At 74.4% G+C, this 13574-nt stretch carries 16 protein-coding genes and 1 tRNA gene; 11 read left to right on the forward strand and 6 right to left on the reverse strand.

The features are described from left to right. Positions 1-2: 2 nt before the first annotated feature. From ACFOX0_RS01720 to ACFOX0_RS01730, 3 genes are all read left to right on the forward strand, one after another. Positions 3-902: a PHP domain-containing protein gene (locus ACFOX0_RS01720; protein ID WP_377541588.1), complete on the forward strand. Its 900-nt coding sequence runs from the start codon at positions 3-5 to the stop codon at positions 900-902. 31 nt (positions 903-933) lie between these two features. After that, complete coding sequence (locus tag ACFOX0_RS01725) at positions 934-1548, forward strand: MarC family protein (RefSeq protein WP_377541589.1); 615 nt, start codon at positions 934-936, stop codon at positions 1546-1548. Positions 1549-1712: 164 nt separating this feature from the next. After that, on the forward strand, positions 1713-2582 hold the full coding sequence (locus ACFOX0_RS01730) for a RecB family exonuclease (RefSeq protein WP_377541870.1): 870 nt from the start codon (positions 1713-1715) through the stop codon (positions 2580-2582). Between the two features lie 26 nt (positions 2583-2608). Here ACFOX0_RS01730 and ACFOX0_RS01735 read toward each other — a convergent pair whose 3' ends face one another. Next, positions 2609-3466, reverse strand: coding sequence for an oxygenase MpaB family protein (locus ACFOX0_RS01735; RefSeq protein WP_377541590.1), 858 nt, complete (start codon positions 3464-3466; stop codon positions 2609-2611). Positions 3467-3533: 67 nt separating this feature from the next. Continuing rightward, positions 3534-3995 (reverse strand): Fur family transcriptional regulator, encoded by a 462-nt coding sequence (locus tag ACFOX0_RS01740; protein ID WP_377541591.1) that lies wholly within the window; start codon positions 3993-3995, stop codon positions 3534-3536. A gap of 101 nt (positions 3996-4096) precedes the next feature. Between ACFOX0_RS01740 and ACFOX0_RS01745 the strand changes: the two genes are divergently transcribed. Further along, positions 4097-4579, forward strand: a complete 483-nt coding sequence (locus tag ACFOX0_RS01745) for a DUF2231 domain-containing protein (protein ID WP_377541592.1) — start codon at positions 4097-4099, stop codon at positions 4577-4579. Positions 4580-4622: 43 nt separating this feature from the next. Here the strand turns inward: ACFOX0_RS01745 and ACFOX0_RS01750 are convergent, their stop codons facing one another. After that, positions 4623-4964 (reverse strand): hypothetical protein, encoded by a 342-nt coding sequence (locus tag ACFOX0_RS01750; protein WP_377541593.1) that lies wholly within the window; start codon positions 4962-4964, stop codon positions 4623-4625. 128 nt (positions 4965-5092) lie between these two features. Here ACFOX0_RS01750 and ACFOX0_RS01755 point away from each other — a divergent pair, with 128 nt between their 5' ends. Then, positions 5093-5275 (forward strand): hypothetical protein, encoded by a 183-nt coding sequence (locus tag ACFOX0_RS01755; RefSeq protein WP_377541594.1) that lies wholly within the window; start codon positions 5093-5095, stop codon positions 5273-5275. A 50-nt stretch (positions 5276-5325) separates the two neighbouring features. On the opposite strand, the gene ACFOX0_RS01760 is transcribed toward ACFOX0_RS01755, so the two are convergent. Both ACFOX0_RS01760 and ACFOX0_RS01765 read right to left on the reverse strand, forming a co-directional pair. Further along, a complete protein-coding gene (locus ACFOX0_RS01760; RefSeq protein ID WP_377541595.1) occupies positions 5326-5697 on the reverse strand; it encodes an FmdB family zinc ribbon protein in 372 nt (123 codons plus the stop codon). 108 nt (positions 5698-5805) lie between these two features. Next, the gene (locus ACFOX0_RS01765; protein ID WP_377541596.1) at positions 5806-6423 is read right to left on the reverse strand and encodes a 5-formyltetrahydrofolate cyclo-ligase; all 618 of its coding nucleotides are present in this window, start codon (positions 6421-6423) and stop codon (positions 5806-5808) included. 87 nt (positions 6424-6510) lie between these two features. Here ACFOX0_RS01765 and ACFOX0_RS01770 point away from each other — a divergent pair, with 87 nt between their 5' ends. The 6 genes from ACFOX0_RS01770 to ACFOX0_RS01795 all read left to right on the forward strand — a co-directional run bounded on the left by ACFOX0_RS01770 (position 6511) and on the right by ACFOX0_RS01795 (position 12865). Beyond that, on the forward strand, positions 6511-8691 hold the full coding sequence (locus ACFOX0_RS01770; RefSeq protein ID WP_377541597.1) for a GGDEF domain-containing protein: 2181 nt from the start codon (positions 6511-6513) through the stop codon (positions 8689-8691). A gap of 9 nt (positions 8692-8700) precedes the next feature. Beyond that, positions 8701-9663: a UTP--glucose-1-phosphate uridylyltransferase gene (locus tag ACFOX0_RS01775; protein ID WP_377541598.1), complete on the forward strand. Its 963-nt coding sequence runs from the start codon at positions 8701-8703 to the stop codon at positions 9661-9663. Further along, positions 9660-10988: a molybdopterin molybdotransferase MoeA gene (locus ACFOX0_RS01780; protein WP_377541599.1), complete on the forward strand. Its 1329-nt coding sequence runs from the start codon at positions 9660-9662 to the stop codon at positions 10986-10988. The genes ACFOX0_RS01775 and ACFOX0_RS01780 overlap by 4 nt, the downstream gene beginning before the upstream one ends. After that, positions 10985-11623 carry a GNAT family N-acetyltransferase gene (locus tag ACFOX0_RS01785; protein ID WP_377541600.1) on the forward strand — a complete coding sequence of 213 codons (639 nt, stop codon included), beginning with the start codon at positions 10985-10987 and terminating at the stop codon, positions 11621-11623. Before ACFOX0_RS01780 ends, ACFOX0_RS01785 begins: the two co-directional genes overlap by 4 nt. A 185-nt stretch (positions 11624-11808) precedes the next feature. Beyond that, positions 11809-12606 (forward strand): divisome protein SepX/GlpR, encoded by a 798-nt coding sequence (gene sepX / locus ACFOX0_RS01790; protein ID WP_377541601.1) that lies wholly within the window; start codon positions 11809-11811, stop codon positions 12604-12606. A gap of 185 nt (positions 12607-12791) precedes the next feature. Continuing rightward, positions 12792-12865: transfer RNA gene (locus ACFOX0_RS01795), tRNA-Ala, on the forward strand. On the opposite strand, the gene ACFOX0_RS01800 is transcribed toward ACFOX0_RS01795, so the two are convergent. After that, positions 12857-13132 carry a replication initiator gene (locus ACFOX0_RS01800; RefSeq protein ID WP_377541602.1) on the reverse strand — a complete coding sequence of 92 codons (276 nt, stop codon included), beginning with the start codon at positions 13130-13132 and terminating at the stop codon, positions 12857-12859. The two genes, ACFOX0_RS01795 and ACFOX0_RS01800, sit on opposite strands and share 9 nt — an antisense overlap. Positions 13133-13574: the final 442 nt, after the last annotated feature.

Below are 13574 nucleotides of genomic sequence, written 5' to 3' on the forward strand. Positions count from 1 at the left end.
CGGTGAGCCCTCTCCGGCACGACCCGGACGACGGCGGTCCGCCGGCCGCCGGGATCGACCTGCACACCCACTCGACCGCCAGCGACGGCACACTCAGCCCGGCCGAACTGGTCCGCGCCGCGGCCGGTACCGGCCTCGACGTGCTGGCGATCACCGATCACGACACCACGTCCGGCTGGGCACCCGCGGTGGCGGCGCTGCCACCCGGCCTCACGTTGATCCGCGGCGCCGAACTGTCCTGCCGCTGGTACGGCGGGCAACCGGCCGTCGCGTTGCACCTGCTGGCGTACCTGTTCGACCCGGACGAGGCGGAGCTGCGGGCCGAACTGGCCCGGGTCCGGGCGGCCCGGGAGGTGCGCGGGGAACGGATCGTCGAGCTGCTGCGCGCCGACGGCGTCGACGTCGACTGGGCGGACATCCGGGCCCGGGCGGCCGGTGGCACGGTCGGCCGGCCGCACATCGCCCAGGCGTTGATCCGCGCCGGGCTGGTGACCAGCACCGCCGAGGCGTTCACCGCCCGCTGGCTGGGGGAGCGGTACCGGCTGCCCAAGGAGGACATCGACGTCTTCCGGGCGGTCGAGCTGGTCCGCCGCGCGGGCGGCGTGCCGGTCTTCGCGCATCCGCGGGCCAGCCGGCGGGGTCCGGTCGTCCCGGACCGCCTGATCGTCGAGCTGGCCGCCGCCGGGCTGGCCGGTCTGGAGGCCGATCACGAGGACCACTCGCCGGCCGAACGCGCGCACGTCCGGGCGTTGGCCGCCGAGCTGGGGCTGCTGGTCACCGGATCGTCGGACTTCCACGGCGGCAACAAACGGGTCCGGCTGGGCGCGTTCGGCACCGCGCCGGAGGTGTACGAGCGGCTGATCGGCCTGGCCAGCGGGGTGACGCCGGTCGCTTCGGCGTGAACCGGATCCGCCTCGCCGCTACCGTGACCGGGTGGATCTGACACTGTTCGGCGAGGTCTTCGTGACCCTGTTGGTCATCACCGATCCTCCCGGCATGATGCCGATCTTCCTCGCCCTGACCGGTCCGCTGCCGGCCCGGGAACGGAACCGGGCCGCCTGGCAGGCCGTGGCGCTCGCCCTCGGGGTGATCGTGGTCTTCGCGGTCGCCGGCCAGACCCTGCTGGCATACCTGCACGTGACCCTGCCGGCGCTGCAGGCGGCCGGTGGCCTGCTGCTGATCCTGGTCGCCCTGGAACTGCTGACCGGCAAGGCGGACGACCCCGACCAGCAGGCCACCGCCAACATCGCCCTGGTGCCGCTCGGTACGCCGCTGCTGGCCGGCCCCGGTGCCATCGTCGCGACCATGCTCTTCGTGCAGCGCGCGCACACGTCCGGCGCCTACGCGCAGATCGCCGCCGCGATCGTCGCCGTGATGATCGCCGTCTGGATCGTGCTGCGGTTCTCCGGCGCCATCGTGCGGATCCTGCGGCCGGGCGGCATCGAGGTGCTGACCCGGATCGCGGGTCTGCTGCTCGCCGCGATCGCGGTCCAGCTCATCGCGGACGCGCTGGCGGCCTTCGTCAACGTCTACGCCCACCGGGCCTGATCCCGCGCGGCCGGCGCGCCGGTGTCGGACCGGGATGGCAGGATCTGGGCGTGCGACGACCACCAGCGGGCGGCCGCCCGCCCACCGCCGGACGCTCCGCCCCGACCGGCGGCCGGACCCCGCGCCCCCGGGCCGACCAGCCGGAGCAGCTCGGCTTCGAGGGCATGCCGGAGCGGTTGTTCGTCTGCACACCGAGCAAACTCGCCGCCTACGCGGACTGCCCCCGGCGTTACCGCTACTCCTATGTCGACCGACCGGCGCCGCCGCGCGGTGGGCCTTGGGCGCACAACTCGCTCGGCGCCAGCGTGCACAACGCGTTGCGCGGCTGGTACGCGCTGCCGCCCGGCAAGCGGCATCCGCAGGCGCTGCCCACCCTGCTCAAGGGCACCTGGGTCGGCGAGGGCTACCGCGACGACGACCAGGAACGCACGGCCTTCCGGCGCGCGCTGGAGTGGCTGGAGACCTACGTCGGGACGCTCGACCCGGCCGACGAACCGCTCGGCGTGGAGCGGGTGGTCGCGGTGAAGACCTCGGTGCTGGCGTTCAACGGGCGCGCCGACCGGATCGACTCCCGTCCCGGACCGGACGGCCCGGAGTTGGTGATCGTCGACTACAAGACCGGCCGCGCCGGGCAGGACCGGGACGACGCGCGCGGCTCGCAGGCGCTGGCCCTCTACGCGTACGCGGCCGAGCGGGTCTTCCGGCGCCCGTGCCGGCGGGTGGAGCTGCACCACCTGCCGACCGGCACGGTGGTCGGCCACGACCACACCGAGGACTCGCTGGCCCGGCAGCTGCACCGGGCCGAGGCGACCGCCCGGGACATCGTCGAGGCCGAACGGGCGGTGACCGACGGCGCCGACCCCGACGAGGCCTTCCCGACCAGTCCGGGCAGCCTCTGCACCTGGTGCGACTACCGGCGGGTCTGCCCGGCCGGTGCCGAGGCACCGGCCGTCGAGCCCTGGGCCGCGGTCGACCGGGTCCTGCTGCCGGTGATCCCGCCGGCCGACCCGGACCCGGTCACCGACGCGGACTGAGCCCGGCCCGGCCGCCGGCGGCCTGGTCAGCCGGTCGGGGCGAGCCGGGTGGCCCTGGCCTGCGCGGCCTGGTAGATCTCGCCCTCGATGAACCGGCGGGGGACCGCGTTCAGGGCCAGGCGCAGCGCCCGGACGCCGAGTTCGGCCGACAGATCGGTGGTGGGCAGGCCCAGTCCGCCGTACCGGCGCCGGGCCCACTGCGGCAACAGGCCGAACGCGGTGCCGGCCAGCCCGAAGTAGAGCAGTCGGGTCGGACCGAGGCTCAGGCCGACCCGCAACGGAAGGCTGATCTTCCGGGGTACCGGTGGCGCGGTGAGGAACAGCGCCGTCTCGGCGGCCTCCCTGGTCAGCCGCAACTCCGGCCGGATCCGGCGGTAGTACTCCGCCACCTCGGCCGCGCTGCCCGGCACCGATTGCGGGTCCAACCCGGCCAGGGCGGCGGCCCGGCGCTGTTCGGCGAAGTAACCGTCCACCTCCGCCCCGGTCAGCGGTACGCCGGCCCGCTGGGCGGTGGTGACGAACGACTCGACCTCGGTGACGTGCACCCAGCGCAGCAGGTCCGGTTCGTCGACCCGGAACTCCTCCGCGGTGAACGGGTCCCGGGCGGTCATCCGGGCGTGCATCCGCCGCAACCGGCGCCCGGCGGCCTCGGCCTCGGCGGTGGTGCCGTAGATGGTGGTGGCCACGTACGTCGTGGTGCGCATGAGCCGTCCCCACGCGTCGGCCTTGAAGTCGCTGTTCTGCGCCACCCCGGCCATCGCCCGCGGATGCAGGGCCTGCAGGTAGAGCGCCCGCAGGCCGGCCAGGAACAGGATCGGTTCCTCGTGCACCTTCCAGGTGACCGAGCCGGGCCCGAACAGCCCGAGATCGTCGTCGGGGTCCATCGGTCAAGCCTGCCACGTGGGCCGGACCGCCGGCACGCCTCGCCGCGTCGCCGGGCTGGCCGCGGCGTCAGGCGTCCGTGGTCTCGCTGGTGTCCGCGGTCTCGTCGGTGTCCGCGGCGCGACGGGTCTGGCAGTTCGGGCACAGCCCCCAGAAGGTCACCTCGGCCTCGTCCACATCGAACCCGTGCGCGGTGTCCGGATCGAGGCACGGGGCGCTGCCGCGTGAGCAGTCGATGTCGGCGATCTCGCCGCAGCCACGGCAGACGACGTGATGGTGGTTGTCGCCGACCCGGGCCTCGTAGCGGGCCGGGCTGCCGGCCGGCTCGATCCGCCGGGACAGGCCGGCCCGGGACAGCGCACCGAGCACGTCGTAGATCGCCTGGATGGAGACCGAGTCGAGCCGTTCGCGGACCCGCCGGGTGATCTCGTCGACCTCCAGGTGGCCGCCGCCGGCGAGGACGTCGAGCACGGCGAGGCGCGGCCGGGTGACCCGAAGCCCCCGGGAGCGGAGCAACTCCTCACCTGACATGCCGTAATCACAGCATGACCAGTCGGGACCGACAACCGGGGAATCGGACGAGGTGGCCTACGCTGGCCTCGGTCGCTCCCGATCCGTACCGGAGGTTGTCGATGTTCAGAGAAGTCATGGGCCTTCCGGCGCATGCGTTGGTGATCCATGCCGCGGTGGTCTTCGTCCCGCTGCTCGCGGTGCTCGCCATCGGGTACGGCGTCCTGCCGGCCTGGCGCGGCCGGCTCGGCTGGGCGGCGGCGATCCTCGCCGTACTCGCCCCGGTGACCGTCTTCGTCGCCAAGGAGTCCGGCGAGGAACTCGAGCACATCCTGGCGGAGAAGAACTACGGCGCCGAGATCCTGAAGCAGGTCGAGGTCCACAGTGGGTACGCCGACCAGCTGTTCTGGTGGACGGTGGGTCTGGCGGTGGCCACCGCCCTGCTGCTGTTCGCCACCAGCCGGCACCCGCGGGCCGCGGCGCTGCCCGGCTGGGTCGGCACGGTGCTGACCGGCCTGGTCGTCGTGCTGGGCGTGCTCGCGGTGATCTACGTCTACCTGACCGGCGACTCCGGAGCCCAGGCGGTCTGGAAGGGCGTCGTCTAGCACCGTCGCTCGGGTGGCGGCCGGGTCGGAGCAGGACGCCGGGTCAGAGCACGACCCGGCCGCAGAGCAGGCAGAACAGCACCAGCAGCACCACGCCGGCGACCACGGCGACGGTGCCGGTCACCGTCCGGGCGCGTTGTTCCTCCGCCTCCACGGCGAGGACGTCCTGCGGCGGGAGTTGACGCGGCGGGGCGGGCCGGATGTGCACCGGCGGACGCCAGTCCCCGGCCGGCACCGGAGTCGGTGGCGGCCCGGCGTAGCCGACCTGCGCCGGTGGCGGGGCCGCCGGTAGCGGCGCCGGAGGCGCCATCGGACCGCCGGGCTCGGGTTCGACCGGCCGGCGCCAGACGTCGTGGCCGGCCGGGTCGCCGCTGAAGTCCGTCACGCTGTCCGACGCTACCAACGTCGGCGGCCGACGAACCCGCCCGACGTGCCCGTCGCGGCGGCCGGCCCGGCCCGGCGGGTGATCCCGGCCAGCGGCCGGACCCGCCGCGCGCGGGTAGGCTTGCCGGCGTGGACAGGCTTGACGAACCGCGCCGACCGGCGTCGGCGGCCCGGCCGACCCGGCCCGAGCGCCGCGCGGACGACGCTCCGGTGCTGCCCGAGCGGTCGGCCGACGACACCGATCACGGCTGGGGCGAGCGCTCCGACTCCAACGACGACCGACTGCTGGCCGACCGCCCGCCGCACTGGTGATCCGCCCCGGGCTGTCGGTCGCCGAAACGGACGTCTCGCCCCGCGCCGGGTCAGGAAGCGCCGCTCGCGGCGGGTGCGCTGCTGCTCTTGGTCGTCGACGACGAAGACGTCGAGGTCGAGGTCGACTTCGCCGGGTCGCTCGATCCCGATCCGCCGTCGCTCTTGGTCGCCGAGTCGCCGCCCGACGACGAGGACGACTCGGACTTGGCCGCCGGCTTGCCGGCGGTCGGCGATTCGGAGCCGTTGGCCCGGGAGTCGGTGCGGTAGAAGCCGGACCCCTTGAAGACGATCCCCACCGAGTTGAACAGCTTCCGCAGTCGTCCCTCGCACGACGGGCACTGGGTCAGCGGCTCGTCGCTGAACGACTGGACCGCCTCCAGCTGGTGGCCGCACGCGGTGCAGGCGTACTGGTACGTGGGCACGGGTTCCTCCGGATCTTGCGACTTGTCTGGCACTCGACGTATCCGAGTGCCAATGGTGCGGCATCGCACCCTCGATCGTCCAGCGGAAGTGTGGTGCGTGACACTCAGTCACGCCGAGAGCCGTCGTAGGCCCCCGCTCGGCGTGACCACCGCCCGTACCCGGCGGTCGTGTGGTTGCGCGGGGACGTGCTCGATCAACTCCTCGTCGTACACCAGGGCCACGGTGAGGGCGGCGGGGCCGCACCGGGCCAGTGCCCGGTCGTACGAGCCGCCGCCGCGGCCCAGCCGGACGCCGGTCCGGTCCACGGCCAGTGCCGGGACCACGATCAGCTCGGCGGTGCCGACCGCCCCGGCGCCGAGCCGGTCGGTCATCGGCTCGCGGATGCCCCGGCCGGCGACCCGCAGCGTCCCCGGCCCGGCGTAGCCGGCCCAGTCCAGGTTTAGATCCGGCAGTAGCACCGGCAGCAGCAGCCGGGCGTCGGGCGGCAGCGCGGTTCGCAGCACCTCGGGCAGCTCGGCGCCGCCCGGCTCGGCGCCGATCGGGACGTACCCGGTGACGGTGGCCGGCCGCAGGTCGCGTACCAGGTCGGTGAGGGTGGCCTGGACGCGCCGGGCGGCCGCCGCCCGCCGCTTCGCCGGCAGCGACCGACGGCGGGTGAGCACGGCGCGCCGCAGGTCGATCTTGGCGCCGGCCGAGGCTTCCGCTTCATCCGAAAAATTCGGCACGCAACTCTCCAGCGGGAATCCGGGTTAACCGATAGGGCTGTGCAGTCAGCATCGCAGTCGCCGCTCGCGCGACCGCCGGGGGGAAGAGTGACGTTGCGGGGCCGGTTGACCACCGCGTTCCTCGCGGTCGTGCTCGGTCCGGTGCTGCTCGGCGCGGTGTTCGTCGGCGGGACCCTGGCGACGGTCGGCGCCCACCGGTCCGCGGAACGCCTCACCATCGCCGCGAACACGGTACGCACCTCGGTCGGCGCGTTGTGCCGCCAACTGCACGCCGCGGCGGACGCCGTCGCCGTGACCGACCCGACCCTGCGACCCGGCGCCGCCGGCCAGTTGGTGGCCCACGGCCTGGCCGACGCGGTGCTGGTCACCGGCGCGGACGGCGCCGTCCAGGCGGGTACCCCGCGGCAGCCCGCCGGGCCGTGGGCCGACTGCTCCGCCGCCGCCCCCGCCGACGCGCCGGCCCGCGCCCTGGCGGTCCGGGTCGAGCTGCGCGACCCCGACGGCCGACCGATCGGCGCGGTCACCGCGACCCAGGTGCTGGACCTCGCCTTCCTGTCCCGACTGGCGGCCACCATCGGCACCGAGGTCACCCTGCTCGGCGGGGCCGGCGGTGGCCGGACCGCCGGCACCCCGAGCACCGAGAACCTGCGCTCCCGGGAGGCGGTGCTGGCCACCGCGGCGCGGCTCACCGGCGACGGGACGGCCCGCACCGACGGCGGCGGCCGGTACGTCCGGCGGGTCGGCCCGTCGCCCGGCCAGCCGCTGCCGCTGGTGCTGTCGGTGGCTCCGGACGACCCGGCCGCCCTGTACGCCGTACTGATCGGGGCGGTGCTGTTGGCCGGGGGCTGCGCGGTGGTCGCCGCCCGGCGGCTGGCCGGTTCGACCACCCGGCCGCTGGCCGAACTGGCCCGGGCGGTCGACCGGGTCGCCGACGGCGACCTGGAGGCCCGGGTGCCGGTCCGCACCTGCGACGAGGTGGGTCGGCTGGCCGGCGCGTTCAACCGGATGACCCGGGAGACCCAGTCCTACGTGCAGGCCCTCACCACCAGCCGGGACCAGCTGCGGGGCCACCTGGCGGTGCTCGGCGACACGCTGGCCAGCACGCACGACCTGCCCGGGATCCTGCGGGTGATCCTGCGGTCGGCGCTGGCCACCACCGGCGCCCGGGCCGGCCTGGTGCTGCTGGTGGACCCGCGTGCGGCCACCCTGGTCGGGCAGTGCGCCGAAGGGCTGGACGACCCGACCGCGCTCCGGATCCCGCTGGGCAGCGGGCTGCTCGGCCGGGTCGCGGCCACCGGCGAGCCGTGCCGTGGCCGGGTCGACCGGGACCGGCCGCGGCTCGCCGCCGGCGAACCGCGCCGCGGCACGTACGTCGCGGTGCCCTTCGCCGCCCCGGCGCCCGCCGGCGACGGCCCGCCCGGCGGCCCGGTCACCCGGGCACCGTTCGCGCCGGGGGTGGCGGCGCCGCCGGCGTTGGGCGTGCTCGCCCTGTACGACCGGCTCGGCTCCGACGAGTTCGACGACGCCGACCTGGCCACCCTGCGCACCTTCGCCGAACGGGCGGCGGTGGCCGTGGACAACGTCCGGGTGCACGAGGAGGTCCAGCGGCTGTCCCTGACCGACCCGCTGACCGGCTTGTGGAACTACCGCTATCTGAAGGACTCGATCCGTCGCGAGGTGGAACGGGCCAGCCGGTTCGGCCGGATGCTCAGCGTGCTGGCGCTGGACCTGGACCGGTTCAAGGACGTCAACGACACGTACGGGCACGCCGCGGGCGACGTGGTGCTGGCCGAGTTCGCCCGCCGGATCCGCGGCGTGATCCGCGAGGTCGACCTGGCGTTCCGGCAGGGCGGGGAGGAGTTCGTGCTGCTGCTGCCCGAGACCGACGCCCGGGGCGCGGCCACCGTCGCCGAGCGGCTCGGCGCGGCGATCCGCAACAAGCCGGTGGTGGTCGCGGCGGCGCCCGGCTCGGCGGTCCCGCCCGCGCTGATCGAGATGACCGTCTCCGTCGGCATCGCCGTCTACCCGGACCACGGGGGCACCGGCCAGCGGGTGCTCGCCGCCGCCGACGACGCCCTGTACGCGGCCAAGGCCGCCGGCAAGGACACCTACCGGGTCGCGTCGGGGGAAATGCCGGGGGAAATGGTGGTGGCGACCGGCGCCGGATCACCCGAGGACGGTCCGCCGTGGGTCGGCAACCGGCAGGTCGACCCCTCCGGCGGCGCGTCTTGCGGGCCACACCCGCCGCGGCAGAGCCGTGGCGGATAGTCTCGCGGCATGTCGGAGCATTCAGCGTCCCCAGCCACGGCCTCCACCTCGACCGCGGGGCCTCGGGCGGTCAAGGCGGTCATTCCGGCCGCCGGTCTCGCCACCCGGTTCCTGCCGGCGACCAAGGCGGTGCCCAAGGAACTCCTGCCGGTCGTGGACCGGCCGGTGCTGCAGTACATCGTCGAGGAGGCCACCGCGGCCGGCATCGGTGACGTCCTGCTCATCACCGGCCGGGGCAAGACATCCATGGTCGACCACTTCGACCGCCGGCCCGACCTGGAGACCCGGCTGGCGGAGAAGGGCGACCAGGAGCGGCTGGCCGCGGTCCGCCGGCCCAGCGAGTTGGCCGACATCTACACCTGTCGGCAGCCCGAGCAGCTCGGCCTCGGCCACGCCGTCGGGTACGCCGAGGCGCACGTCGGGGACGCCCCGTTCGCGGTGCTGCTGGGCGACGAGTTCGTCAAGCTCTCCGAGCCGCTGCTGCCGGCCATGCTCGATCTGCAGGCCCGTACCGGTGGCATCGTGCTGGCCTTCTTCGAGGTGCCGCCGGCCGACACCAAGCGGTACGGCATCGCCTCGGTCGAGCCGGCCGAGGACCACCTCACCGACCTGGGCGAGGTGGTCCGGGTGACCGCCCTGGTGGAGAAGCCGAAGCCGGAGGACGCGCCGAGCAACCTGGCGATCCTCGGCCGGTACGTGCTGCCGGGCCGGATCTTCGACGCGATCCGGCGGACCGAGCCGGGCAGCGGTGGCGAGATCCAACTGACCGACGCGATGGGACTGCTGATCAAGGAGGGCGTACCGGTGCACGCGATCGTCTACCGCGGCACCCGCTACGACACCGGGATGCCGCTGGGCTACCTGCAGACCGTGGTGCAGATCGCCTGCGAGCGGGAGGACCTGGGCGCCGAGTTCCGCCAGTGGCTGGGCGAGTTCGTCCGGGCGGGCGCGTCGGGCGGGCCTAGTACATGACCGCGACGGCCGACGCCGAGGCGGCCGCCAACGAGCTGACGCCGCTCGCCGAATACCTGGGCAGCGTGCTGCGCAGGCTCCGCGCGCTGCCCCCGCTCGACCTCGACCTGACCCAGGCGTACGGCAACACGCTGGCCGAGGACGTCGTGGCGCCGCACGCCTTCCCGGCGTTCGACCAGGCCGCCGTCGACGGTTACGCCGCGCGTTGGGAAGACCTGTCGGGTGCCGGCTGGGGCGTCTCGTCCGCCCCGGCCGGCTCCGTCGTGCCCGGCGCCCGTGCGGGCGACCACCGCGCGGTACGCCTCAACGTGGTCGGTGACCTCGGCGCGGCCAGTTGGCGACCGGTGCGGCTGACCCCCGGCTCGTGCTTCTCGGTGGCCGCCGGTTCGCCGTTGCCGATCGCCGCCGACGTGGTGGTCCCGGTGGAGTGGACCGACCAGGGCATGGCCGCGGTGGAGATCTTCCGTACCCCCAAGCGCGGCTACGGCCTGCGCCGGGCCGGTGAGGAGGTGGCCGCCGGCACCCTGCTGGCCCGGGCCGGCACGTACGTCTCGCCGGCCCTGGTGGCGCTCTTCGCCGCGACCGGCATCGGGCACGTGGTGGTCCGGCCCAGCCCGCGGGTGGTCATCGTGGCCACCGGCGACGAGCTGGTCGACGTGGGCCGGGCCAGCCAGCCCGGCCAGGTGGTGGACACCAACTCGCACGCGTTGACGGCGGCCGCCGCCGAGGTCGGCGCGCTGGCGTACCGGGTGGGCATCTGCGACGACGATCCGGAGGGTCTGCGGGGGCTCCTTGAGGATCAGACGCTGCGGGCCGACCTGATCATCACGACCGGCGGCACCGGCACCGGCCCGGGCGACATGGTCCGCCGGATCATGTCCCGGCGCGAGGGCGGCCGCGCCGGCCCGGTCTCCTTCACCGATGTCGCCCTCTATCCCGGTACCTCGCTCGGGTTCGGTACGGTCGGAGCCGAGGAGGTGCCGGTCGTGTGTCTTCCTGGTGACCCCGGTGCCGCGTTGATCGGCTTCGAAGTCCTGGCCCGCCCGGCCATCCAGCTGCTGGCCGGCGCCGAGCCGGTGTTCCGGCCCAGCGTCCGGGCGCACCTGCTGGAGACCGTCTCGTCCCCGGCCGGGCTGCGCGAGTTCCGTCCCGCCCAGGTGGCCGAGCGGCGCGGCGGCGGCTACACCGTGCAACCGCTGCGCGGCGGTCCGCACACCCTGTCCGGGCTGTCGCACGCCAACGGGCTGCTGGTGCTCGGCGAACGGGTGACCACCGCCGCCGCCGGTTCCACCGTTGACGTGTTGCTGCTGGACCGGCGGCGATGATCGGCGGACTGCCCGGCTGGCCCGTCGTGCTGCGGGACGGCGCGGTCCTGCTGCGCCCGTACCGGCGCTCGGACGCGGCCGCCTGGTCGGAGATCCGGCTGGCCAACCAGCGGTGGCTGGCACCCTGGGAGTCCTCGCCGCCCGGCCGCTGGGTGGACCTCAACTCGCCGGCCGCGTTCCGCTACGTGCACAAGGACCAGCGCCGCTCGGCCCGCCTGGGCGAGGGCATGCCGTTCGCCGTGTGCCTCGTCGAGGACGGCCGGGAACGCCTGGTCGGGCACCTGAACCTGGGCAACGTCGTGCGCCGGGCGTTCTGCTCCGCGTACGCCGGCTACTGGGTGGACGGTCGGGTGGCCGGCCGCGGCGTGATGCCGACCGCGATGGCGCTGGCCGTGGACCACGCCTTCGGCCCGGGTGGCCTGCACCGGATCGAGGTCAACATCCGGCCCGAGAACGGTCCGTCCCGGCGGGTGGTGGAGAAGCTGGGCTTCCGCGAGGAGGCGTACCACGCCCGCTACATGCACATCGACGGCGCCTGGCGCGACCACATCGGCTACGCGCTGACCAGCGAGGAGGTCGCCGCCGAGGGCGGCCTGCTGGCCCGTTGGCACCGCAATCGCGCCGCCGCCTCTTGATCTTTTCGGTCCGTTGTGATCGGCGCGCCGTACGGCCGTACCGGTGCCACGCCCGTAACCTGAAGTAACTGGACGTGCGGCAACCTCGTACCAAGCCTCAATGATCTGCGTGATCGGCGACCACTGCGCGGAGATCTTCCCGGGTACGGTCGGTTGCCCGGGAAGGCTGACGGGAGGGGGAGCGGGTGCCGACGTCGGTGCTCCTCGCCGTCCTCGCCGCGGCCGGTCTGCTCGCCCTCGCTCCGGCGCTGGTCCGCCGGTACGACGCCACCGAGCGGCTGGTGGCGGAGCGGGCGCAGTCGACGGCGCGGGTCCTGCCGCGCCGCCGGCGGATGCGCACTGTCCCGGGCCGGCGCCCGGTCAACCCGTCCCGGCTGCTGGTCGTCAAGCCCGTCTCCGGCGGCGCTCCGGTCTCCGCCGGCGCCGCGGCCACGGTCGTACCGGCCGGCAACCGCCGCTCCGGCCGGCTGCGCGCGGTACCCCGCACCGCCACCCGGCCGCGCCGCCGCCCCCCGGCCGGCCGGCACACCCCGGCCGTCTACCGCCGGCGTCGGGTGTTCGCCGCCCTGCTGCTGCTCAACCTGGTCGAGCTGGTCGGCGTGGCGGTGGTCAGCCCGGGCTTCTGGATCAGCTTCTCGGTCACCGGCACCCTGCTGGCCGCCTACGTCGTACACCTGCGCAACCGGGCCGTCGCCGACCGCCGGCGCCGGCGCGAGGCCGCCCGCGAGGCGGCCTGGCTGGCCGCCCGCCAGGCCGAGGTCCGCCGCGAACAGGCCCGCCGGGCGGCGGCCCGCCGGGAGGCGCAGCGCCGCCTGGCGGCCCAACGCGAAGCGGTACGCCGAGCCGCGATGGGCCTGGACCGCCCGGCCGACCTACCCCCCGCCGCCGCGGCCGGTGGCCGGTCCGCCTCGGTCTCCTACCGCCGCGCCGGTGGCCTGCGCGGCCGCCCGTACGAGGCCGGCCGCGGCGGCCGCTCGGCGTAAGTCGTGGCGCTCCGGATCTTGGCGTGAGCCGGCCCTCGGCGGGGCCGGAACGCGCCAACCTTCGGTGGCGGCGGCCGGGCGGCGGGGTGGATTCGCATCGGGGGGAGGGAACCTGTTAGCCTGATCCACGACTGGGCGCGTCCGGTGGACGGCGTCTGGTCGGTCGTCGGGCTCCGGTCCGACGAGGGGCTGTGGCGCAGACCGGTAGCGCACCTCGTTCGCATCGAGGGGGTCAGGGGTTCAAATCCCCTCAGCTCCACCCCAGCTCAAAGGCCGTTTCCGCCAGTCGGAGGCGGCCTTTTTCGATCTTGTACAGCAGCGAAGTACAGCAACTGATCGTCGTGCCGGCGCGGCTCGCCGAAGGCGGCGATGATTTCTTGCTGGTCCAGCCCGGCCCGCAGCGGCCGGTGGCTTCGGTGGCCCTGGTGGCGTACTTGGCCAGGTAGGCAGCGACCTTCCCATCAGTCAGCTCGCCGCCAGCGCTGTTGACACGGCGGACGTCGACCTGCTCGCCCCAGGCGACCACCCAGCCCTTCGGCCGGTCGAGATGCGGGGTGTCATGACGGTGATCTGGGAGGAGGCGACGCGGACCGCTTCTTCCAGGTCGTCGACGGTGATGGGATGTCGGCTTCCGGCGGGTTGCCGCAGGCTGCCCCCACCCGTGGAGGTGTGCGAATCCGGGCCATCGTGGACGGCAGGCCAAGGCCGTGCTGGGCCGCTCAGCGGATTCGGGGACCCGTGATCTCGCTGCCGGCTCCGCCTGGAAACTGGCTCGGGCACACATTGTGTGGCCGGCCGGTCACCACCGCGTGTCCGAATGAGATCGGCACGCTCTTTCGCATTGTCCTATGTTGACGCCGAAGCGGATTGATGCCACGATGGCCGCTATCTTTCGATCTTGATGACACAGGGAGATGCGGTCGATGAGACACATGACGACGGTTTTGAAGGGACTCGTGCGATCTCGG

Origin of the sequence: Micromonospora zhanjiangensis, from assembly GCF_042650605.1 — a bacterium.
Lineage (GTDB): Bacteria > Actinomycetota > Actinomycetes > Mycobacteriales > Micromonosporaceae > Micromonospora_J > Micromonospora_J zhanjiangensis.